This window comes from Streptomyces sp. SLBN-118 (genome assembly GCF_006715635.1).
In the GTDB taxonomy this organism is placed as follows: Bacteria; Actinomycetota; Actinomycetes; order Streptomycetales; family Streptomycetaceae; genus Streptomyces.
Map to the genome: position 1 here is coordinate 570,719 of NZ_VFNP01000002.1, position 22,958 is coordinate 593,676.

Annotated in this window: 19 protein-coding genes; 7 read left to right on the forward strand and 12 right to left on the reverse strand. The window is 70.2% G+C overall.

From position 1 onward, the window contains the following. The first annotated feature begins 267 nt into the window (after nt 1-267). Nucleotides 268-2,376, forward strand: coding sequence for an FUSC family protein (locus FBY35_RS21165; protein WP_399209463.1), 2,109 nt, complete (start codon nt 268-270; stop codon nt 2,374-2,376). A 59-nt stretch (nt 2,377-2,435) separates the two neighbouring features. Here FBY35_RS21165 and FBY35_RS21170 read toward each other — a convergent pair whose 3' ends face one another. Further along, entirely contained in the window at nt 2,436-3,095 is a 660-nt protein-coding gene (locus FBY35_RS21170; protein WP_142215574.1) for a TetR/AcrR family transcriptional regulator, read from the reverse strand. A 250-nt stretch (nt 3,096-3,345) separates the two neighbouring features. Here FBY35_RS21170 and FBY35_RS21175 point away from each other — a divergent pair, with 250 nt between their 5' ends. After that, nucleotides 3,346-4,575, forward strand: coding sequence for a YncE family protein (locus FBY35_RS21175; protein WP_260848946.1), 1,230 nt, complete (start codon nt 3,346-3,348; stop codon nt 4,573-4,575). Between the two features lie 3 nt (nt 4,576-4,578). Here FBY35_RS21175 and FBY35_RS21180 read toward each other — a convergent pair whose 3' ends face one another. The 8 genes from FBY35_RS21180 to FBY35_RS21215 all read right to left on the reverse strand — a co-directional run bounded on the left by FBY35_RS21180 (nt 4,579) and on the right by FBY35_RS21215 (nt 14,306). Continuing rightward, nucleotides 4,579-4,854, reverse strand: coding sequence for a DUF2087 domain-containing protein (locus tag FBY35_RS21180; RefSeq protein ID WP_142215576.1), 276 nt, complete (start codon nt 4,852-4,854; stop codon nt 4,579-4,581). Between the two features lie 86 nt (nt 4,855-4,940). Beyond that, entirely contained in the window at nt 4,941-5,972 is a 1,032-nt protein-coding gene (locus FBY35_RS21185; protein ID WP_142215577.1) for an aldo/keto reductase, read from the reverse strand. 39 nt (nt 5,973-6,011) lie between these two features. Further along, the gene (locus FBY35_RS21190) at nt 6,012-6,506 is read right to left on the reverse strand and encodes a zinc-binding dehydrogenase (RefSeq protein ID WP_160159309.1); all 495 of its coding nucleotides are present in this window, start codon (nt 6,504-6,506) and stop codon (nt 6,012-6,014) included. Further along, a complete protein-coding gene (locus FBY35_RS21195; RefSeq protein ID WP_142215579.1) occupies nt 6,503-6,946 on the reverse strand; it encodes an alcohol dehydrogenase catalytic domain-containing protein in 444 nt (147 codons plus the stop codon). Before FBY35_RS21195 ends, FBY35_RS21190 begins: the two co-directional genes overlap by 4 nt. 138 nt (nt 6,947-7,084) lie before the next feature. Then, nucleotides 7,085-10,462 carry a pyruvate carboxylase gene (locus FBY35_RS21200; protein ID WP_142215580.1) on the reverse strand — a complete coding sequence of 1,126 codons (3,378 nt, stop codon included), beginning with the start codon at nt 10,460-10,462 and terminating at the stop codon, nt 7,085-7,087. A 237-nt stretch (nt 10,463-10,699) separates the two neighbouring features. Continuing rightward, a complete protein-coding gene (locus FBY35_RS21205; protein WP_142215581.1) occupies nt 10,700-13,009 on the reverse strand; it encodes an FtsX-like permease family protein in 2,310 nt (769 codons plus the stop codon). A 2-nt stretch (nt 13,010-13,011) separates the two neighbouring features. Next, a complete protein-coding gene (locus FBY35_RS21210; RefSeq protein ID WP_142215582.1) occupies nt 13,012-13,803 on the reverse strand; it encodes an ABC transporter ATP-binding protein in 792 nt (263 codons plus the stop codon). Continuing rightward, a complete protein-coding gene (locus FBY35_RS21215) occupies nt 13,800-14,306 on the reverse strand; it encodes a PadR family transcriptional regulator (protein ID WP_142215583.1) in 507 nt (168 codons plus the stop codon). Before FBY35_RS21215 ends, FBY35_RS21210 begins: the two co-directional genes overlap by 4 nt. A 166-nt stretch (nt 14,307-14,472) precedes the next feature. On the opposite strand from FBY35_RS21215, the gene FBY35_RS21220 reads away from it, so the two are divergent. The 5 genes from FBY35_RS21220 (at nt 14,473) to FBY35_RS21240 (ending at nt 21,264) form a co-directional block, all read left to right on the forward strand. Further along, entirely contained in the window at nt 14,473-15,744 is a 1,272-nt protein-coding gene (locus FBY35_RS21220; RefSeq protein WP_142215584.1) for an ABC transporter substrate-binding protein, read from the forward strand. A 203-nt stretch (nt 15,745-15,947) separates the two neighbouring features. After that, entirely contained in the window at nt 15,948-17,621 is a 1,674-nt protein-coding gene (locus FBY35_RS21225) for a glycoside hydrolase family 13 protein (RefSeq protein ID WP_142215585.1), read from the forward strand. A 32-nt stretch (nt 17,622-17,653) separates the two neighbouring features. Then, nucleotides 17,654-18,982 (forward strand): ABC transporter substrate-binding protein, encoded by a 1,329-nt coding sequence (locus tag FBY35_RS21230; protein WP_142215586.1) that lies wholly within the window; start codon nt 17,654-17,656, stop codon nt 18,980-18,982. Nucleotides 18,983-18,994: 12 nt separating this feature from the next. Next, on the forward strand, nt 18,995-20,335 hold the full coding sequence (locus tag FBY35_RS21235) for an ABC transporter permease subunit (protein WP_142215587.1): 1,341 nt from the start codon (nt 18,995-18,997) through the stop codon (nt 20,333-20,335). Then, nucleotides 20,332-21,264 (forward strand): carbohydrate ABC transporter permease, encoded by a 933-nt coding sequence (locus FBY35_RS21240; RefSeq protein WP_142215588.1) that lies wholly within the window; start codon nt 20,332-20,334, stop codon nt 21,262-21,264. The genes FBY35_RS21235 and FBY35_RS21240 overlap by 4 nt, the downstream gene beginning before the upstream one ends. Nucleotides 21,265-21,300: 36 nt before the next feature. Here FBY35_RS21240 and FBY35_RS21245 read toward each other — a convergent pair whose 3' ends face one another. Genes FBY35_RS21245 through tgmA form a run of 3 tightly spaced genes read right to left on the reverse strand, consistent with a single transcriptional unit; the run spans nt 21,301 to nt 22,738 of the window. Next, the gene (locus tag FBY35_RS21245) at nt 21,301-21,534 is read right to left on the reverse strand and encodes a hypothetical protein (RefSeq protein ID WP_142215589.1); all 234 of its coding nucleotides are present in this window, start codon (nt 21,532-21,534) and stop codon (nt 21,301-21,303) included. 23 nt (nt 21,535-21,557) lie between these two features. Next, complete coding sequence (tgmB, locus tag FBY35_RS21250) at nt 21,558-22,529, reverse strand: ATP-grasp ribosomal peptide maturase (protein WP_142215590.1); 972 nt, start codon at nt 22,527-22,529, stop codon at nt 21,558-21,560. 17 nt (nt 22,530-22,546) lie between these two features. Then, complete coding sequence (gene tgmA, locus FBY35_RS21255) at nt 22,547-22,738, reverse strand: putative ATP-grasp-modified RiPP (protein WP_142215591.1); 192 nt, start codon at nt 22,736-22,738, stop codon at nt 22,547-22,549. Nucleotides 22,739-22,958 lie beyond the last annotated feature (220 nt).

A 22,958-nucleotide genomic window follows, 5' to 3' on the forward strand; every position in this document is an offset into this window, starting at 1 on the left:
CACCCAGCCGACAATGGCTGAGGGGCCGGACACCCCAAGGGCGCATGCCCCAACGACTCGCGACGCTGCGACAGCGTCGCCCGAGAGGAACGTGCCCATGCTCGTCGTCCACGGCACGGTGCCGCCGCTGTCCGTACGCGCGCCCCGGCCGCCCGCGGACGTCGGCGCCGGCAACCGTGAGATCCGGCCGTGAGCCGGCCGCCCCCCGCCAAGGCGGATCCGGGGCGCCACCGCGCGGCCGCGCCGAAGCCGGACCGTACGCCAATCGTGCACCGGGCGATCCGGGTGACCACGGCCTCGTGCGCCGGGTTCTATCCCTTCGTGTACGGGGTGGATCGGACCGCGACAGCCCTGTACGCCCTGTTCGGGCCGGTGGCACTCGGGATCCTGTCCCCGATCCCCGGCTCCGGGCGGCAGCGGGCCGCCGTCATGCTGCGCGCCCTGCCGGTCGGCCTCGTGCTCGTGACTCTGGGCACGGCGCTGGCGGTCACCACCTGGGCGGCGGTACTCGGGATGCTGGTGGTCGGTTTCGCCCTCGCCTTTGCGGCGGTCGGGGGGCCCCGCCCGGCCGGAGCGGCGCCCGGGCTCCAGCTCTTCTACATCCTGGCCTGCTTTCCGCCCTACGCACCGGACGCACTGGGGTCGCGGCTGGCCGGGCTCACACTGGGCGTACTGCTGCTTGCCGCGTGCGAGGTCTTCCTGCTGCCCGCCGCGCCGACCGTCTCCTACCGGGAGAGGCTGACGGAAGCCGTCGCGATCGCAGGTCGCGCGGCAGCGGCGGCGGCCACCGGAGTAACGGCGGCAGCAGCAACGGCCGGAGAGACCGGCGACTCCGCGGACCGCTTGCGGGCGACCGGACGGCGGCTGCGGCTCTCCCTCCTTCCACCCGCCGAACGGCCCGCCGGGGCCGGGCGCTCGGCCCGCGCCATGGCCCAGGCCGGGTCCGCGGCGCGCAGACTCCTCGACCAATTGGCGCATCTGGGTGAAACCCCGGCCGGCCGGGACAAAGAGGCTGACGCGGCCTCGGCCGGCCTGCTCGGCCAGGTCGCCGCGCACTGCGACTCCACGGCCCAGGCCCTGCGCACCGGCCGCCCGCCCCCGCGGTCGGCGGGCCCCGCACTGGACACCGCGATCAAGCGCTTCCAGGCGCTGCGTATCGCACGGGCGACCCGGACGCCGGGGACCGCGCCGCCGGTCCCCGCACTGCGCCGCCAGGCGTCGGTGCTGGCCATGGCCGAATCGGCGCGGATCCTGCAGACCGCCGTACGCGTCGGGCTGGACCGCAGGCGCGCCGGGCCGATCCAGCCGCAGGCACTCTTCTGGTACGCGCACGCTCGCACCCCGTACCTGTGGTGGCGTCGCCTGGTCGGTCATACGACGCTGCGTTCGGTTCTGTTCCAGAACGCCACCCGTACCGCGCTGGGGCTGGGCGCCGCCCGCCTGATCGCCGGGTCTCTGGACCTGGCCCACGGTTTCTGGGTGCTGCTCGCCGTGCTCACGCTCGGCCGCACGACCGCCGGGGCCACCTGGACGGCCGTGCGTTCGACGCTGATCGGCACGCTGGTCGGCGCGGTCGCCGCGGGCACGCTTCTGTTCGTCTTCGGGCGGCACACCGATGCGTACGCGGCGATGCTGGCGCCCGCCATGCTGGCCGCCTTCGCACTCGGACCGCTCTTCGGGATCGCCTGGGCGCAGGCCCTGTTCACACTGGTCGTGTCGGCCGCGTTCGCCCAGATCGCCCCCGCCTCCTGGCAGTTGGCCGAGGACAGGATCGTGGACGTGGTCACGGGCAGCGCGATCGGACTGCTGTGCGGGCTGCTCGCCTGGCCGGCCGGTGCGCGGCGCGAAGTACGAAGAACGGTGTCCGAGCTGCTGAGCTCCTGCGGCCCGCTGATCACCGGGACGGTGCGGGTGCTGCTGGCCGCGCCTGCGGGGACCACGCCGCTGCCGGCCACTTACCCCGTCCTTCACCGACTCCGCCTCGCCGAAGCCGCGTACGTCCAACTCCGGAGCGAACCGGGCGATTCGTCGGCCGATCTCATGGACTGGCACGCCGCACTGCTCACGGCGAACCACGTCCTGCTCGGCTCCCACTGGCTGCCCCGCTTCGACCTGCCCCCGGCAGGCATTCCTCCGGACGCCGCCGCATGGGCCCGTACCACAGCCGAACAACTCGTCGGGGCCACCGACCAGATCGCCGCGCTCTGCGCCGCCGAGAACCGGGCACCGGCGCCGCCCGCCCTGGCTACGTACCACGCACCGCCTGAGATACAGGGCGTCGCTCCCCTGCCGACGCTGATCGACCTGGAACAGTGGCTGAGCAGCCTGGCGGCCCAACTCACCCATATCGAGAGCTCAGTGCCGCCGGGAAGGTGAGCGGTGCGGGAGCGACAAGCACTCAGGGCCGCGCCGCCTTCGGCATGCGTCCCCTTGCGCTATGTGCCCTGCGCCCGCTCCACCGGGCGCAGGATTCCCAGCAGCAACTGCACCAGTTCGTCCACGACCTGATCGAGCGTCGCATCCACCCAGCCCGACTTCCAGTCGTGCAACAGGCCGTTCACGCTTCCGATGAAGGCCGCCGCAGCGATGCGATAGTCGCGCGGCGCCGCCTCTCCGCGCTCGACCGCCGATGCCGCCTCGGCACGGATCAGGTCCACCCAGCGCGAGCGCCGGGCGAGCCGCTGTTCCTCAAGCCGCGGGCTGACACCGATGATCTCGACGAAAGTGATGCGCATACGACGCGCGTCGCCGGTGACGTTGGCGGCGTACGCGCGGAACGCCGCCGCGGCGCGCTCGGCGATCGGTAGGCCCTCGGCTTCGGCGAGCGCGGCCAGCGCGGCCTCCTCCGCCCAGTCGTTGACCTGGAGGTGCAGTGCGGCGAGTACGTCTTCGAGGGTGCGGAACTCCTCGTAGAACTGGCGGGTGGACAGTCCTGCCGTCTCGCTCAGCGCCGCCACCGTCGTGGCCCGGTAGCCCGGGCTGTCGCCGAAGAGCTGGAGTGCGGCGTCGAGGAACCGGCGGCGCCGTTCGGCCTGTCGTTCCTCGGCGGACCTGCCTCCGTAGCGGCCCGTGGGTTGTCTGAGCCTGCCGGCCACGCGTCCCTCCCTCGTCGGTCCGGCCATTTTCTCGTGCCGCGAGTCTTGTGGACCGCACCGCCTCTCGTTACTTTCCAGTAGCCCAGTCTGAACCGGACCGTATTCAGACTCCCCCCTGCCGCAGCTCCCCGCACAAGCCCGCCCCCTCGCGCCCCCCACGGAAGGAACGACGACGATGTCTCTGCCCGCAAGCCGGCGTCCACAGCGGACCACCCGGCGCGCGTTCGGCGCACTCGCCACGGCCGTCGCCATGGCCGTCGCAGGTTCGCATACGGCTCTCGCCGAACCCACCGCACCCGTCGCATCCGCCGCGACCGCCGACACCGCCGCCGGTCTCAAGGAGGTGATGTTCGTGGGCAACAACTGGGACGGCACCGCCGACGTCATCAACTCCCGCGGCGACTTCGCAAAGATCGGCCGCATCAACGTCATACCGGACAAGAACGAGCGGCTCACCGAGATCTATCTCAACCCGATCAAGCTCATCTACTTCCTCGGCATCCGCAACGGTCCCGGCGAAGGACACGACCAGTTCGTCGACGACATGTACTCAACGCCCGACGGCACCGCCATGGTCGTCTCCCGCCCGAGCTTCGCCGACGTCGTCTCGATCGATCTCGCCTCGGGCCGGATCAACTGGCGCTTCCCGGTGTCCGGTTACCGCTCCGACCACATGATGGTCTCGCCCGACGGCACGCGCGTCGCCGTGTCGGCATCGACCTCCAACACCGTGCATGTGCTCGACATCCGGACCGGCAAACAGCTCGGCTCGTTCAAGACCGGCGACAAGCCGCACGAGAACATCTTCACGGGCGGCGGCCGTCATCTGTGGAACATGTCGATCGGCGAGGTCAACACCGCTCTCGACGATCCCGCGTGGGACTGGACGAAGGGCGACCGCCGCATCACCGTCGTCGATGCCACCACCTTCAAGGAGGTCAGGGTCATCGACATGCGCGCGCGGCTCGACGCCTTCGGCCGCAAGGACCTGTCCGACGCGGTGCGACCCGTCGCCTTCACCCCGGACGAGTCGAAGCTCTACTTCCAGGTCTCGTTCTTCAACGGCTTCCTCGAGTACGACGTCGCCTCCGACAAGATCACCCGGGCGAAGACGCTGCCGAAGAATCCCGCGACCAGCGAGGACCGCACCACCTGGGTCAACGACTCGCGCCACCATGGAATGTCGATGAACGCCGCGGGCGACAAACTGTGCATCGCGGGGACGATGGACGACTACACGACGATCGTCGACCGGGCATCACTCCAGGAGGGGCCCCTGGTTGCCGCCTCCAAGCCGTACTGGGCGACCGTCAGCGGCGACGGCGGCTCCTGCGTCATCTCCGAGAGCGGCGCCGACCGCGTCACCGCGATCGACTTCGCCACCAGCAGGAAGGTCGCATCCGTCGCGGTCGGCGACCACCCGCAGCGCGTACGGCTCGCCCATGTGGCGGCCGACTGGACCGGGCCTGCCGCGTCCTGACCGCTACCGGACCCGCCGATAGCTGCTGCCGTCCTTCGTCCGGTCCAGCAGGCTCGCCACGACCATGTAGCGGCGCAACGCCGAACAGTCCTCGTGCACCGTGAGCAGGGCCTCGTTGACCTCACGCTCGCTGTAGGCCCGGTCCCGTTCGAACAGCGTCTCCGTGAGGTGGACGAGCAACTGCTCGCGGCGGGCCGCCTTGCGTGGAATCGCCGTCAGCCGCCCTTGCGAGAAGAGGGTGGCAACGCCGGGTGAACTGCTGGACAGATTCTCAGACATGGCGGGAAGCCTCCCAGTGGGCCGATCACCGACAACGCATTTTCGCGGCCACGCCACGCAAGGACGGGGAAGGCGGCCTCGCAGCGTCAGCGGCGTCGCAGGGATGCGTCGGAAAGCGCGGGCGGCGTGTAGTAGAAGTCGTTCCGGTTCAAGTCCGTGCCCGGAGGCACGATCTCGTCGATCCGGTCGAGGACGTCCGCGCTCAACTCGACGTCCACGCCGTCCAGCAGGTCCTCCAGGTGCTCGCTCGTCCTCGGGCCGACGATCACCGCGGTGACGGCCGGGTGGGCGCGTACGAAGGCGATCGCCAGGTGCGGGAGCTTCAGGCCCGCCTCGTCGGCCAGTTTCGTCAGTTCGCCGAGGGCCTCCAGCTTGCGCGCGTTGCCGGGCACCGACGGGTCGAACTTGTGCCGCTCGAGGGCCGCGCGGCCGCTCCCCTCCGTGAGGTTGATGTCCGTCGGCCTGGCGTACTTGCCGGAGAGCCAGCCCGCGCTGAGCGGGCCCCAGGTCAGCACACCCAGGCCGTAGCGCTGGGCGGTCGGCAGCACGGCGGCCTCGACCCCGCGGGCCAGGATGGAGTACGGAGGCTGCTCGGTGCGGAATCGGATGTGGCCGCGCCGCTCGGCCGTCCACTGGGCCTCGACAATCTGTTCCGCAGGGAAGGTGGAGTGGCCGATCGCGCGCACCTTGCCCGCCCGTACGAGATCGGACAGGACGGACAGGGTCTCGTCGATGTCGGTGTCCGCGTCGGGCCGGTGCACCTGGTAGAGGTCGATGTGGTCGGTGCCCAGGCGGCGAAGGCTGTTCTCCACGGCGCGGGTGAGCCAACGCCGTGAGTTTCCGCTGTTGTTGGGATCGCCGCCCATCGAGCTGCTGCCCTTGGTGGCGACCACGACCTCGTCGCGGCGGCCCTTGAGCGCCCTGCCGACAATCTCCTCGGACTCGCCCATGCTGTAGACGTCGGCCGTGTCCACGACGTTGATCCCCGCGTCCAGCGCCCGGTGGATCATACGGACCGACGCGTGCGGGTCGGCGTTGCCCCAGGCGCCGAACATCATGGCGCCCAGCGCGTACTCACTGACGGAGATTCCCGTGCCGCCGAGGATTCCGCGCTTCATGAGAGCCACCCCTTTCGTGTGTCTCGTGCACGCCGTCCGTCATGCGGTGGTGATGACAATTTTGCCGCGGATGTGCTTCCCGGCGAAGTCGACGACAGCCTGTACGGCGTTGTCCAAGAGGTAGCGCGCGCCGATCTCCACCTGCAGCCTGCCGTCCGCCGCCCGGGCTGCCAGGTCCTCCAGGTCGCCCGGCAGCGCCTGGAACGATCCGATGTAGACCGGTGAGACGTCACGCTCCAGTTCGGCGGGCCCGAAGAGCGGCGAGACCAGCCGGCCGCGCGGGCGAGCGGCACGCGCGGTGTCGGTGAGCCCCTCGCCCCTGTTGACCAGGTCCACGACCACGTCGACGCCGCCGGGGACCAGGCGCAAGGTCTCCTCCACCACGTCGGCTCTCCTGTAGTCGACGGTGTCGGTGGCGCCGAGGCCGCGCAGATAGCCCTCGTCCTCCTCGGTCGCAGTGGCGACCACCCGGGCTCCGAGAGCCGCGGCCAGCTGCACGGCAAACAGCCCGATGCCGCCGGTGGCCCCGATCACCAGAACGCTCTCCCCCTCGGCGAGCGCGACGGCGCGCAGCAGGCAGACGGCGGTGAGCCCCGATTCGGGGATGGCGGCCGCGTGCGCCCTGTCCAGCCCGCGGGCCGCCGGGCGAGCAGGGGGCCGGGGGACGCGACCGTGTACTCGGCCACGGCGCCTGCCTGTCCGGTGAAGGCGAGCACCGGATCACCCGGCGCGTATCCGGACACGCCCTCGCCCACCTCGGCAACGGTGCCCGCGGCGTCCATTCCGACGACCATCGGATGGTGGGCCGGGTAGCTCTCCTTCGCCGCGCCCGTGATCAGCATGAGGTCGAGCGGATTGAGTGCCGCGGCCTCGACCTTGATCAATACCTGCCCGGGTTCCGCGGCGGGAGCGGGGTGGTCGGTGACGCCGATCCGCTCCAGCGGCGTGTAGTCGGAGGCGACGAGGGCTTTCACGGGCGGCTCCCTGACGAGGTGTTGGGTGCCTCCCTTCTACGGGGTCGAAGCTGCCCGCGCGAGGAGCCCGACCGTACGAGCCGCCGAACGAGGGGCCTCGGTGGGCCCCCCGAACGGCGACGTCGTCAGCGCGGAGCGTCAGCCGATCTCGATGAGCAGGTCGCCCGCCTCGACCTGCTGGATCTTGCCGATGGCGAGCCGGCCCACGGTTCCGGCGCACTGCGCCGTGATGGATGCCTCCATCTTCATCGCCTCGATCGTGGCGACCGTCTGGCCGGCGGACACCGCATCGCCCTCTTCCACCTGCAGCGTGACCACTCCGGCGAACGGTGCGGCGACATGGCGCTCATTGCCGCGTTCGGCCTTCTCCGCCGCCTTGACCTCCGTCGCGATGGACTTGTCGCGCACGGACACCGGACGCAGCTGCCCGTTCAGCGTGGCCAGGACCGTACGGAAGCCGCGCTCGTCGGCCTCGGAAATGGCCTCCAGTTCGATCAGCAGCGTGACGCCGGGTTCGAGGGTGACCGTGTGCTCCGTCTCCGGCTCAAGGCCGTAGAAGAAGTCCTGCGTGGGCAGTACGGAGGTGTCTCCAAAGGCTTCGCGGTGCGTGTCGAAGTCCTTGGTCGGACCGGGGAACAGCAGCCGGTTCAGGGTGGCCCGGCGCGTGTCGTTCAGACCTCGCAGGTCCTCGTCGGACAGCGTGGGCGCCTCCGCCTTCGACGGGCGGCCCTTGAGAGCCCGGGTACGGAACGGCTCGGGCCAGCCACCGGGCGGGTCGCCCAACTCACCGCGCAGGAAGCCGATCACCGAGTCCGGGACGTCGAACTTGCCCGGGTCGGACTCGAAGTCGGCGGCCTCCACCCCGGCTCCGACCAGATGCAGCGCGAGGTCGCCCACCACCTTCGACGAGGGAGTGACCTTCACCAGGCGGCCCAGCATCCGGTCCGCCGCCGCATAGCAGTCCTCGATCAGCTCGAAGCGGTCGCCGAGGCCGAGCGCGATCGCCTGCTGGCGCAGGTTCGACAGCTGACCGCCGGGGATCTCGTGGTGGTAGATCCGCCCGGTGGGCGAGGCGAGACCGGACTCGAACGGCGCGTACACCTTCCGCATGGCCTCCCAGTACGGCTCGAGATCGCCCACGGCCTGCAGCGAGAGACCCGTTGCACGCTCGGTGTGGTCGGTGGCCGCCACCAGGGCCGACAGCGGCGGCTGGCTGGTGGTCCCCGCCATCGAGGCGACGGCGGCGTCGACGGCGTCGACACCGGCGTCGATCGCGGCCATCAGCGTCGCGAGCTGTCCGCCCGCCGTGTCGTGGGTGTGCAGGTGCACCGGAAGGTCGAAGCGTTCGCGCAGCGCGGTCACCAGAGTGCGGGCGGCCGGCGGGCGCAGCAGCCCGGCCATGTCCTTGATCGCGAGCACATGCGCGCCCGCTTCGACGATCTGCTCGGCCAGGCGCAGGTAGTAGTCCAGCGTGTACAGCTTCTCGCCGGGGTCGGACAGGTCCGCGGTGTAGCAGAGGGCGACCTCGGCCAGTGCCGTGCCCGTGGAGCGCACCGCGTCGATCGCCGGGCGCATCTGGGAGACGTCGTTGAGCGCGTCGAAGATCCGGAAGATGTCCATCCCGGTGGCCGCCGCCTCGGCGACGAAGGCTTCCGTCACCTCGGTCGGATAGGGCGTGTAGCCAACGGTGTTGCGCCCGCGCAGCAGCATCTGCGTGCAGATGTTGGGGACCGCCTCGCGCAGCGCCGCCAGACGCTCCCAGGGGTCCTCGGCCAGGAAGCGCAGCGCCACGTCGTAGGTCGCTCCGCCCCAGCATTCCAGGCTCAGCAGTTGCGGCGCCGAATGCGCGACGTGCGGTGCCACGGCAAGCAGATCGCGGGTGCGTACGCGGGTGGCGAGCAGGGACTGGTGCGCGTCGCGGAACGTGGTGTCCGTGACGGCTACGGCCGACTGGCGGCGCAGCTGGGCGGCGAAGGCGTCGGGTCCCAGCGCTGCGAGGAGCTGACGCGAGCCCTCGGGCGGCGCCGCGGCGAGCGATGTGGCAGGCAGCTTGTGACTGGGCTCAATGACGCGCGGGCGCGGACCGTGCGGCCGGTTGACGGTCGTCTCGGCGAGATAGGTGAGCATGCGGCTACCGCGGTCGGCGGACGGGCGGGCCCGCATGAGCTCCGGATGCTCGTCGATGAAGCTTGTCGTGATGCGGCCGTCCCGGAATTCGGGATGGTCGAGGACGGCACCGAGGAAGGGCAGGTTGGTGGCCACGCCGCGGATACGGAACTCGGCGATGGCCCGGCGCGCGCGGCGGGAGGCGTTGGCGAAGTCGTGCCCGTGGCAGGTGAGCTTGACCAGCATCGAGTCGAAGTGCGCCGACACCTCGGCGCCGGTGTGCACCGTGCCGCCGTCGAGCCGGACGCCCGGCCCGCCCGGTGAGCGGTAGGCGGAGATGGTGCCCACGTCGGGGCGGAAGCCGTTGGCGGGGTCCTCGGTGGTGATACGGCACTGCAGGGCGGCGCCGTTCAGAACGATGTCGTCCTGGGTCAGGCGCAGTTCGGGCAGGGACTTACCGGCGGCGATACGCAGTTGCCCGATGACCAGGTCGCGTCCGGTGACCTGCTCGGTGACCGTGTGCTCGACCTGGATGCGGGGGTTCATCTCGATGAAGACGTGGTTGCCGCGCTCGTCGACGAGGAACTCCACGGTGCCCGCGTTGACGTATCCGATGTGGCGGGCGAAGGCGACGGCGTCGGCGCAGATCCGCGCGCGCAGATCCGGGTCCAGGTTGGGTGCGGGTGCGATCTCGACGACCTTCTGGTGGCGCCGCTGCATCGAGCAGTCCCGCTCGTAGAGGTGCACGACATTGCCCTGGGCGTCGGCGAGGATCTGCACTTCGATATGGCGGGGGTTGACGACGGCCTGCTCCAGAAAGACCGTCGCGTCGCCGAATGCGGACTGCGCCTCGCGCATCGCCGCGTCGGCCGCCTCCCGCAGTTCGCCGGGTTCGGCCACCCGGCGCATGCCCCGGCCGCCACCACCCGCAACGGCCTTGACGAACAGGGGGAAACCGATGTCGTCCGCGGCCGCGAGCAGCGCGTCGACATCGGTGGACGGCTCCGAGGACTTGAGGACCGGAACTCCGGCCTCCCGTGCCGCCGCGACCGCCCGGGACTTGTTGCCCGTCAGAAGAAGGACCGAGGAGGGCGGTCCCACGAAAGTGATCCCCGCCTCGGCACAGGCCGCGGCGAGGTCCGGGTTCTCCGACAGGAATCCGTATCCGGGGTAGATCGCGTCGGCACCCGCCTTGCGCGCGGCCTTGATCACCTCGTCGACGGAAAGATACGCCCGTACGGGATGGCCGGGTTCACCGATTTGGTACGCCTCGTCCGCCTTGGCGCGGTGCAGTGAATTGCGGTCCTCGTAAGGGAACACCGCCACCGTGGAGATGCCGAGTTCGAACGCTGCGCGAAATGCGCGGATCGCGATCTCACCTCGGTTGGCGACCAATACCTTGCGGAACATCAAACTCCCCTGTCGTGTCGCGGGCCGGCGGCCCAAGGGTCTAGGGATGTCGCAACCGGCCCCGGAACATGGGCATCCGGTGTCCTCGTGAACGGTGTCGATGAGTGTGCTGGTCAGTACGGAGCGTTGGTCACCGTACCCGAGGATTTCAAGCCGATCCCGCGAGGGGACGATGAGTTACGTCACGCCCGGCAGTCGGCCGTGAAGCCGCATAACGGCAGTTCACGGCCGTAGCGCTCAGAGCGTCTCGGCCAGTGAATCCGCCAGCCGGCGGCGGGCCGTCCGGGCCGCGGGCAGCGCCGCGGCCGCGACGGCGCCCAGGACGGCTCCAACGACGACCGAAGCCAGCAGCAGCGTGGGCGGGACATGGGCGATGCCCGCGCCCATTCCGCTGGAGCGCCCCTGGGTGTCCACCAGCCAGCTGCCGGAGAGCACCCCGAGTCCCGTGCCGATAGCGGCGGCGAGCAGCGCTGTGAAGCCCGCGGCCGCGACGATCGCCGAGCTGATTTGGCGAGGGGTCAGGCCGATCGCCTTGAGTGCGAGCAGATCGCGGCCGCGGTCGCGGACGGACGTGCCGATGAGGGTCAGCAGTTCGGTGAGCCCGATCAGGGCCAGCACCCCGATCAGGGCCGCGATCACACCCCGCGCCGGTTCCAGCCGGTCCCCCGGGTTGGTGGTCTCGCGGATCTCCAGGGCTCCTCCGGCCTCGTGGGCGAGCTCGCTGCTCACGGCCCGGGGATCCGCGCCCGGCCGCAGGACCAGGTGGTAGAAGTCCGGCCGCACCGCGGGGTCGCGCTCCTGGAGCGTGTCGACGGTCGTCGAGATCACCCGGCCGCCGGCTTCGGGTTCGATACTGCGGCCGACGATGTGCAGGATCTGCGGGCGTCCCTCCACCGTCATCCGCACCCAGTCCCCGACCCGCACGTCCAGCAGGTCGAGCAGTCCTTGGCCGGCGACCGCCTCGTCGGGTCCGTCGGCGGGGCGCCCCTCGACCACGGTGAACGGGTAGGGGGCGTCTGCCGTGCCGAGCCCGCGCAGGGTGATGGTGCCGGTCTGGCCGGGCACCAGCGCCGCGACCTCCACGCCCGGGTGGACGGCGGAGACGTCCGGGGGCGCGGCAAGAGCGCGCTCGAGGTCACGGCCGCTGAGGCTCCCGGGCTGCTCGGCACGTACGGACAGCGCCGCGGGCACACCCATGTCGGCGGGGCGGCTGCGGAACATGTCCAGCGTCGACCAGGCGACGAGCGCGACCGTGATCATGAGGAGGGGCAGTGCCAGCCGGGCCACGGTGATCAGCGTGCGCGGCCGCCGGGGAAACGCCGCCCGCCAGCCGAGGACCAGTGCGGGCGGGACCCGCATGCCGAGCGCCCGGCGGCCGAGGCCGGTCATGCGGGACGCCAAGGGAAGCGCGGCCCGGGCGACGGGCACGGGAGGAACCCTGCCGGCCCGCCAGGCGGCGAGTCCGGTGGCGGTTGCGATCAGCAGCACCGCGCCGCTCGGGACGCCGATCATCAGGGCGGTGTGCCCGGGCAGGTCCTGCCAGACCCCGGCCGCCTCGCCGATCCTGCCGGGTATCCGCGCGCCGAGCAGCGCGATCGCGGCGCTGCCCAGGGTGACCCCGAGCAGCGCGAAGGCGAGGTGCTGGGCGAGGAAGCCGCGTACCACCTGGCCGGGGGTGAACCCGATCGCCTTGAGGATGGAGATGTCCCTCAGCTGCCCGCGGATGCGGGCACTGATGGCCCCGGACGCGGCGAGCGCGGCGGCCAGCAGGGCTCCGAGGCCGAACACGGCGAAGAGCTGCCCGAGCAGCCGGTCGTCGCTGCCCGCCTCGGCGCGCGCCTGCTGCCATTTGGTCACCCGGGCGACCCGGTCGGCGCCGAGCTGGGTGACGGCCTGCTGGATGGTGAAGTCGAGGTCGGCCGGATCCGTCAGACGCAGCCCGACGCTCTGTCCCGTGCTTCCCGCCGCGACGCGGTTGAGTGTGCGGGGCAGGACCCAGCCGATGCCGGGCTCACCGCCCGGCCGGTAGCGGGGTTCGGCGGCTTCGGCGACACCGGCGACAAAGAGGGTGCGTGCGGTGCCGTCCGGTCCCGCCACGGTCAGTGTGTCGCCCGGTTCCGCCCACAGGACGCGGGCGAGGGAACTCTCCAGTACGACTCCCCCGGGCTGCTGATCGAGCCAGTCGCCTGCGGTGACGAGCGGCCGGGCGATCTCCGGGGGCCGGGTGTCGGCCGCACGCAGTGACACGCTCGCCCTCGCCCCGCGGGACTCAAGGGTGACCTGCCCGGTGCGGAAGGGCCCCGAGACTCCGGCGATGCCGTCGAGCTCGGACAGCGCTGCCGTGTCCGCGGCGGACCGGGTGTGGAGCCAGACATGGGCGCCCTGGGACTGGCTGAAGATCCGCTGCCAGGGGTTGGCGGCATAGCTGAACAGGGCCACGGCCAGCAGCAGCGAGGCGATGATGCCGGCGCTGGCCAGGACAACGAAGAGCGACTGTCCGCGGTGTGCCCGCAGGTCGGCGTGCGCCCAGCGCAGAGTGGCCCGCACGCTCACTCCTTCAGTTCGAGTACGCCGGAGACGCCGCGGCCCGTGGTGCGCTGCCCCGCGTCGAGTGCCGCGTCGTCGGCTATTCGCCCGTCGAAGAAGCTGATGACCCGGTCGGCCGCGCTGGCCATCCGTGCGTCATGGGTGACCAGCAGGATCGTCTGGCCGCGCTGGTGGAAGCGGGAGAGCAGCCGGAGCACTTCCCTGGTGCCCTTGCTGTCCAGGCTTCCGGCCGGCTCGTCGGCGAGCAGCAGCGCGGGATGGTTCACCAGGGCCCTGGCCAGGGCGACACGCTGCTGCTCGCCGCCGGAGAGTTCGCCGGGCATCGAGCGCTCGCGGCCTTCGAGGCCGAGTTCGGCGAGGAGTTCGGCACGGCTGTCGCGGGCGGCCTTGGGCGAGGCGCCGGCGAGCAGCGCGGGCAGTTCGACGTTGTCGGCGACGGTGAGGTCGGAGACCAGGTTGAAGAACTGGAAGACGATGCCGATGCTCCGGCGGCGGAGTACCGCCCACCGGGCCTCGCGATAGGCGTCCACGCGGCGGCCGTCCAGCCACAGCGAGCCGCTGTCGGGCCGCTGGAGCCCGCCGATGAGGTGGAGGAGGGTGGATTTTCCGGCGCCGGAGGGGCCGGTGACGGCAACGAACTCCCCGGGCTGAACGGTCAGATCCACTCCGCGTACGGCCTGAACCGGCGCGCCTTCGCCGTGATGGGTCTTGGTCAGACCCTCGGCGCGCACGATCGGCTCGCAGCCCTGCGGGCCGGGGGCGTCCAGCGCGACGGGAGCGGTGTCGTCGCTCATTCCAGCTCCTCCTGACAGCGTTCCAGCCAGTCGAGGTCGGCCTGCAGATGCAGCATCGCGCCCTCGATCAACAGCTGGGAGACCTTGTTGTCCCGGTCTTCGGCCGCGGCCAGCTTCGACAGGTCGCGCATGGTGTTCAGGTACTGCCGCCGCTGCTTGTTGATCAGCGTGATCGGGTCGGCGAGACCGGAATGGGGTGCGAGTGCGACCTTCATGAAGAACTCGTCCCGCACCCGAGGTTCGTCCGCGGTCTCGTCGAACCAGGCGAGTACCGCCTCGCGCCCCGCGTCGGTGAGACTGTACGTCCGCTTATTGGGTCTGCCGGACTGCTCGACATCCTCGCCGGCGATCAGGCCGGCCTTCTCCAGCCGCCCGAGAGTGACGTAGATCTGGCCGACATTCGGCTGAGGGTACGCGGCGCCCAGGAGCTTCTCAAGGTCCTGCTTGAGCTCGTAACCGTGCGCCGGGCCACGGGTGAGGAGTGCCAGGAGCGGCAGCCGCACGCGCCCCCTCCCTCCCGGACCGTACTTGACTGTTGACTCGGATCAGGGCTGTGGCTCGCGCCACCCGCCTTCTCCGCATGGACGTCTAGTATCGCCCATGCCTAACAGGTATACATAGGCCGCATGAGACGGCGGCGCGGCCGGCTCGGTGGACTGGGAGGAACCTATGCGGTGGATACGGGCCGCGGGTAGGGGGCTCCTAGTTGCTGCCGTGCTCCTCGCGGGGTACGCGGGCTTCGGAAGCGAGCCGGGTGCGCAGGCCCCCAAGGACCGCGGTCCCATGACCCTGGTGACGGCCGGCGATCTCACCCACTATCTCGGCCCACTGCTGGACGACTGGAATCGCGGTCACCCGGAGGAGAAGGTCACGCTCGTCGAGCTGCCCGACTCCGCGGACGAGACCCGGGCCCAGATGATCAGTGAGCTGCGCTCGGGCAGCGACCGGTTCGACGTCCTCAACATCGACGTGGCCTGGACCTCCGAGTTCGCGGCGGCGGGCTGGATCTCCCCACTGGATCGGGACGCGTTTCCGCTGCACACCTTCCTGGCGCCCGTGGTCGACACAGCCACCTTCGACGGCCGCTTGTATGCCGTCCCGTATGTCACCAATGCCGGGTTGCTGTACTACCGTAAGGACATTCTGGAGCGGGCAGGCGAGCGGCCGCCGCGCACCTGGGACGAGCTGGCCCGGCAGGCGAAGACCCTCGCACCCAAATACCGACTGGACGGCTATGCAGGTCAGTTCCTGCCGTACGAGGGACTGACCGTCAACGCCACCGAGGCCGTCCATTCGTCGGGCGGGTCGATCCTGCGGGACGACGGGGCCCGGGTCACGGTGGACTCGGTCTCGGCCCGCAAGGGGCTCGAGTTCCTCGCGGGAGGGATACGGGACGGGTGGATCTCCCCCCGCGCCCGTGACTACAAGGAGGAAGAGTCCCGGCAGGCCTTCCAGGACGGCCGGCTGCTCTTCCTGCGCAACTGGCCCTATGTGTACGCGCTGGCCAATGCGCCGGGATCGAAGGTCGCCGGCAGGTTCGGCGCGGTGCCGCTGCCCGGGCCGGACGGGCCGGGCACGAGCGTGCTGGGCGGCTCCAATCTCGCGGTCAGCAGCCGCTCCCGGCATCCGCAGTCGGCGGCCGATCTGATCGCCTATCTCACCAGCGAGCGCGTCCAGCGCAAGGTGCTCACCGAGGGCTCACTGCCTCCCGTGCGCGCCGCGCTGTACGAGGATCCCGCGCTGGTGCGCGCCTATCCGTATCTGCCCACCCTGCGGCAGAGCGTGCTGGCGGCCGAGCCGCGCCCCAAGAGCCCTCGCTACGACCAGGTGAGCCTTGCCGTGCAGGCGGTCGTCCAGGACGTCATGGCGCTGCGGCAGACACCGCAGCAGGCCGTCGGGCGCCTGTCCCGCGAGCTGGGATCGATCTCCCGCAAGGGCTGAGCCCACCCTCGCCATCCTCACGAGCTTGCTACTTACGCGTTAAGTAGCAAGCTCGTCTATCATACCCCCAAAAATCCGGGCATAACCGGGCCAGTTTGCGCCGCATCGTTGACACCCTCCCGTCACCGCTACTTAACATGCATGCATAACAGCGCACCCGCTCTGGGGCGCTCTCGCATCCAGCAGGAACGGGTAAACGCGAGATGCTCACTGCTCTCCCGGCCGCCACAGGCCACTCCTCCCGCACCGCCACCTCCTGGTGGCGCGACGCGGTGATCTACCAGGTGTACGTGCGCAGCTTCCTCGACAGCACGGGGGACGGCATCGGTGACCTGGCCGGCGTACGGGCCGGACTGCCGTATCTGAGGAAGCTCGGTGTCGACGGCATCTGGCTCAGCCCGTTCTTTCCCTCGCCGCAGCACGACCACGGATACGACGTCGCCGACTACTGCGACGTCGACCCCGTCTACGGCGACCTGGCCGAGTTCGACCTGCTGATGGCCGACGCCCGCAGGCTCGGACTCAAGCTGCTGCTCGACATCGTCCCCAACCACTGCTCCAGCGAGCACCCCTGGTTCCGCGAGGCACTCGCCGCCGCACCCGGCAGCGCGGCCCGCGCCCGGTTCCACTTCGCCGACGGCCGCGGCCCCGACGGCTCCCAGCCCCCGAACAACTGGCGGGCGATGTTCGGCGGGCCCGCATGGAGCCGGATCACCGAGTCCGACGGCACCCCGGGCCAGTGGTACCTCCACCTGTTCACCCCGCAGCAGCCCGACCTGAACTGGCGCAACCCCGAAGTCGGCGACTCCTTCGAGCGCGTGCTCCGCTTCTGGCTCGACCGGGGCGTCGACGGCTTCCGCATCGATGTGGCGGCCGGACTCTTCAAGCACCCCGAACTGCCCGACTCGGCCGACCCGGCCGCCGACGAGCGCGCCCGGGACTCGGTGAACCCGCTGGCCTGGAACCAGCCGGAAGTCCACCAGGTGTGGCGCCGCTGGCGATCGGTGTGCGAGGAGTACGCGTCCCTGGACGGCACCGAAAGGCTCCTGGTCGGCGAGGTCTCCGTGCCGACGGCCCGCGAGCACGCCAAGTACGTACGGCGGGACGAACTGCATCAGGCCTTCTTCTTCGACCTGCTCAGCGCCCCCTGGGACGCCGACGCCTTCCAGGCGACCATCACGGAGGCGATACGCGACATCGCCGGAACGGGCTCCACCGTCACCTGGGTGCTCAACAACCACGACCAGGTGCGCACGGTCACCCGGTACGCGGGCGAGCCCGGCGTGGAGGCCAGCGGTCTCGGCGCCGCCCGTGCCCGCGCAGCCGCCCTGCTGATGCTGGCGCTGCCCGGCGCCGCGTATGTCTACCAGGGCGAGGAGCTCGGCCTCCCCGAAGTCCTGGATCTGCCCGACGAGGTACTCACCGACCCGATCTTCCGCCGCACCGGCAGCCGTGCGCGCATCCGCGACGGCTGCCGAGTGCCGCTGCCCTGGTCCGGCCATGCCTCACCGTTCGGCTTCAGCCAGGGCGCGGCCGGCGCTCGGCCCTGGCTTCCGCAGCCCGAGTGGTTCGCCGAACACGCCACCGACCGGGCACTGGCCGACACCCGCTCCTTCTGGCACCTCTACCGCGAAGGCCTTCAACTGCGGCGCAGTCTCCCCCAGTTGGGCGAAGGCAGCCTGCGCTGGCTGGAGGCACCCCCGCAGGTCCTCGCCATGGCCCGCGGTGACGGGCTGATCTGCGCGGTCAACTTCGGCACCGAGCCCGTACCGGCCCCGGTCGCGGGCACCCCGCTCCTGTCCAGCGGGCCCTGCCCCGACGGCATGCTCCCCGGAGCGACCGCCGCTTGGTGGACGGGCGACTGCCCCACCACCTGAAGCACACCCTCATTTTCGAAAGGACCATCATCATGAGAATCACCACCAGCATTCGGACGGCAGCGGCCGCATCCACCGTGCTCGCCCTCGCCCTCGGCGCGAGCGCCTGCGGCGGGTCGACGGAGCCGGCCAGCGGCGGCAAGGACCTGAAGGGTCAGACCGTGACCGTGGCCGGAGTCTGGACCGGCAGCGAGCAGAAGAACTTCCGCAAGGTGCTGGACGCCTTCACCGAGCGGACCGGCGCCAAGACGGTCTTCGTGCCCACCGGTGACAACGTCTCCACCTTCGTCGGCAGCAAGATCGAGGGCGGCAACGCCCCGGACGTGGCGCTGGTCCCCCAGGTCGGCGTGCTCCAGCAGTTCGCCAAGGAGGGCTGGCTCGAGCCGCTGTCCGAGAAGGCCGCCTCGACCGCCGGGGCCAACCTCGCCGAGGTGTGGAAGAACTACGGCACCGTCGACAAGACCTTCTACGGCCTGTACTTCAAGGCGGCCCACAAGTCGACCGTCTGGTACAGCCCGAGCGCGTTCCAGCAGGCCGGAGTGGCCGAGCCCAAGACCTTCGCGGACATGCTCAAGTCCGGCCGCACCATCGCGGACTCCGGACTCCCGGCCTTCTCCGTCGCCGGTGAGGACGGCTGGACGCTGACCGACTGGTTCGAGAACATCTACCTCTCCCAGGCCGGACCCGAGAAGTACGACCAGCTGGCTTCCCACAGCATGCCCTGGACCGACGCCAGCGTGGTCAAGGCGCTGACCACCCTGGGCGAGGTCTTCAAGGACAAGCAGCTGCTCGCCGGAGGCTCGAGCGCGGCACTGAACACCGACTTCCCGGGCTCGGTCGAGCAGGTCTTCGGCCCCAAGCCCAAGGCCGGCATGGTCTACGAGGGCGACTTCGTCGGCGGCATGGCGAAGGACGACTTCGGCAAGAAGCTCGGCGAGGACGCCAAGTTCTTCCCGTTCCCCGCCGTCGACAGCGGCAAGGCTCCGGTGGTCAGCGGCGGTGACGCGGCCGTGGTCCTCAAGGACGGCAAGAACAAGAAGGCCGCACAGCGGCTGCTCGAGTTCCTGGCCACGCCCGAAGCGGCGGCCGTGTGGGCGAGCGCGGGAGGATTCATCTCCCCCAACAAGGACGTCGACCTCGCCTCGTACGCCGACGACACCACCCGAGCGACTGCCGAGTCGCTGGTGGACGCCGGAGACTCGGTCCGCTTCGACATGTCCGACCAGGCGCCGGCCGCGTTCGGCGGAACCAAGGGCGCGGGCGAGTGGAAGCTCCTCCAGGACTTCCTGCGCGACCCCTCGAACCCCAAGGCCACCGCGGCCAAGCTCGAGGCCGCGGCCGCCAAGGCGTACAAGAGCTGAGGCCCTCCACCCATGGCTGCACTCACCACATCCGCCCCCGCCGCGAATCCGCGGCGGCGGGCGCAGCGCAGGAGGCGCAACATCGCGGTGGTGTTCGTCCTCCCCGCGCTGCTGCTCCTCGGCGCCCTGGTCGTCTATCCCGTGCTGTTCTCCGCCGGTCGGAGCCTCTTCGACGCGAGCGGTGACCGCTTCGTAGGCGGCGAGAACTACGCCGAGATATTCAGCGATCCGGCGACGCTCAAAGCGATCCGCAACAGCACCATCTGGGTGGTCGTGGCTCCGGCGCTGCTGACCGGTATCGGCCTCGTGCTGGCCGTACTGACCGAGAAGGTGCGCTGGGCGACCGCGTTCAAGCTGGTGCTCTTCCTGCCCATGGCGGTCTCGTTCCTGGCCGCAGGCATCATCTTCCGGCTCGCGTACGAGGAGGACCCGAACCGCGGCGTGCTCAACGCCGTCGCTGTCGGCGTCCACGACGCCTTCGACGACAGGTCCGCCTACCCCACCGCACGAGCCCGGCAGGGCCAGAACCTGACCGGGAATCCGGGCGGCGACTACCGTACGACCGAGGCGGTCAGCCCCGGCACGTCCATCAGCCTCGGCTTCGTCGGAGTGGCACCCGACAAGATGCCGTCCGACGCCCGGCCCGCCCGGACCGTCTCCTCCGCCACGCCCGGCGCCGACGAGGTCAGCGGCGTCGTCTACCTCGACTTCACCCCGGGTGGCGGGGGCAGGCCGGGCAAGGTCGACCCGGCCGAGAAGGGTCTGCCGGGGATGTCGGTCGAGGTGGTACGGGACGGAAAGGTGGCAGGGAAAGCCACCACCGCCGCGGACGGCTCGTTCAACTTCCGCGGCCTGGAGGCGGGTTCGTACACCGTCCGGCTCCCGGCTGAGAACTTCGCCGCCCCCTACCAGGGCATTTCCTGGCTGGGTCCCGCCCTGGTCACCCCGGCGATCATCGGTGCCTATCTGTGGATCTGGACCGGCTTCTCGATGGTGCTGATCGGCGCGGGACTCGCGGCCATCCCGCGGGACGCCCTTGAGGCGGCCCGGATGGACGGCGCCAACGAGTGGCAGATCTTCCGGAAGATCACAGTGCCGCTGCTCGCACCGGTGCTGACCGTGGTCTTCGTGACGCTCGTGATCAATGTGATGAAGGTCTTCGACCTCGTGTACATCATCGCGCCAGGGCCTGTGCAGGAAGAGGCCAACGTGCTGGCGACCCGGATGTGGCTGGTGTCCTTCGGCGGCGGGAACAACCAGGGGCTCGGAAGCGCCCTGAGCGTGCTGCTGCTGCTTCTGGTCGTGCCCGCCATGATCTTCAACGTCCGGCGCTTCCGAAGGAGCGGAGCATGAGCGGCCACAGCACCATCGAGCGCGGTCCGTCCCTGCCGGTCGACAGGAACGCCGGCCCCGCCCACGCCCTGCCCCCGCGCCGGGGTCCCGTGAGCCGGCTGACCACATGGCTCGGCAACGGAGTGGTCCAGGCCGTCCTGCTCGTCGTCGCACTCGTCTGGATCACTCCGCTGGCCGGTCTGTTCCTGTCCTCGATGCGCTCCGAGCAGGACAACGCGGCCAAGGGGTGGTGGACGGCGCTGACCGATCCGGGGCAGCTGTCCATGGACAACTACACCGCCCTGTTCAAGGACACCGGCATCACCCAGTCCTTCTGGAACACCGTCCTGATCTCGGTGCCCGCCACCGCGCTGGTCGTCGGCATCGCGGCCTTGGCCGGATACGCCTTCGCCTGGCTGGAGTTCCCCGGCCGCAACGCGATCTTCCTTGTGGTGGTGGGTCTGTTGGTGGTGCCCGTCCAGATCGGGCTGCTGCCGGTGGCCAAACTCTTCGGCGCCATCGGCCTGTTCGGCACGATCCCGGGCGTGATCCTCTTCCATGTCGCCTACGGGCTGCCTTTCGCGATCTTCCTGCTCCGTAACTACTTCGCCGAGATCCCGCGCGAAATGCTCGAAGCAGCGCGGATGGACGGCGGCGGGGAGTGGCGGATCTTCTCCCGGCTGATCCTGCCCCTGGGGCGGCCGGCACTGGCCAGCCTGGCGATCTTCCAGTTCCTCTGGGTCTGGAACGACATGCTCGTCGCGCTGCTCTTCGCCGACAGCGAGTCCCAGCCGCTCACCGTCGCGCTCCAGTCCGAGATGCGGCAGTTCGGCAGCAACATCGGAGTCCTGGCGCCGGGGGCCTTCCTCTCGCTGGTGGTGCCGCTGGTGGTCTTCTTCGCCTTCCAGCGACACTTCGTCCAGGGGGTGATGGCGGGCTCCGTCAAGTAGCGGATGCGCTCCCCATGCGCAGCTGGCGGTGCCGGACTACCGACTGTCCGGCACCGCCGGCTGCTTTCGGGTCGCGGGAGTGTCTTCGTGGACACGCCACCCGGAGACCTGGTCGCCGCGGATCATGGCGGTCCAGAGCGCCGGTCCGGCGAGTGAGGGATCCGAGCGCTCCGAATGCCCGAAGACGGTGACGAGGTCGTCCCGCGCGGCGAGCGAGTCGAAGACGTTGCGGTAGTGGGGGAACGACGCGAAGAAGCCCCTCCCGGGCAAACTGGCACCGTGGCTGAGGGACGCTACGGACCGCCGTCATAGCCCGCCCAGGGAGCTCGCGCGCTCGGCGCCGGCGTGGCGGCCAGCCAGGTCGCGACCGCCTCGGCGATGGGCTCACCGGTTTCCAGCTCGATGAAGCCGAACTGGCCTCCCTGGTTGCACTCCAGGAACCACCAGACGTCTTCGCCGTCCACGGCGAAGTCGAAGGCGCCGTAAGCGATTCCGGAGAGATCGGCATACTCACGCACCGACCGCGCCACCCGGTCGGGTACGTCCGTCGGCTCCCAGGAGTGTCCGGTGGTGCCGTAGCGCCCGTCGACCTGTCCGGACACGGAATCCTTCCGCGCGGCGAACATGCGTCCGCCGACGAATGTCAGCCGGATGTCCGCGCGTTTGGGGACGTACTGCTGAAGCAGGGTGGGGGCCGCCGCGACGCCGGAGAAGTCGGCATCCGGTCCGATGCGGGTCGTCGGCAGGGCGACGGGAGGATCGGTGGACGGCGGGCCGGATGCGGTCTTCACCACGATTTCCTTGTACTGCTCCGCGAACTGCCGGGCCACACGCGGGAAGGTGGTGATGAGCGTGGGCGGCACCGCGAAACCGCTGCGGTGCGCGACACGCAACTGCCATGGCTTGCACCGGGCCTGCGCCGCGACGCACGGATGGTTCATCCAGCGCGCCGTGGTGGAGTACAGCATCCCGTACAACGCCTGCCGGGACTCTGCGCTCAGCCACTCCGACGGCTCCTCGGCATGCGCCGCGGGCTCACCCGGCCTGCGCACCCAGATCGAGCGCAGCCCGCTCATGCTGAGCAGCCGCCCGTCGGACGACAGGTAGCCCTCGAAGTCGCCGCGGACGTACTCGGCCGACATGTCGGCCTCACCGGGCAGGTCGGCCGGATCGAAGCGCACCAACGGGACACCCCGCTCATGCAGCTTGGCCACCACCATGTCCGTCGTCACGTCCTGCTGGCAGGTCAGGATCAGCACAGTCATTGGTCGCGCCGGGCCGGTCAGTCGTCGAAGTGCGTCTGTGAGCCGGCCGTTGACGTCGTCGTACCGGTTGCGAGGAGGAGCGCCCGGTCGGAAATGGCGGGGCGGCCGTCGGGCAGGACGTTCAGTTGCAGGTTGGGGTCATACGAGTACGGGATGCTGACCGCTGAATTCTCAGCGGGAAACGCGTAGTTCAGCGCGAACGGTCGCATGAGTCTCCTTGGATGCTCACGATCTGGCGGTGCCACAGGTAACAGTACGTGTAGATGATGTAGGGGTATCACTACGTTCCGTCACATCACCTTCATAATGAAGTGAAAGACGTCACACAGAGGCTGGCCGCGGCCGGCTCGTACTGTCTGACGTACTTGCGGGCAGGGAGCGTTCCACCGACTGTCCTTTCTCACATCCGGAGCCGTGACACGGACGAGC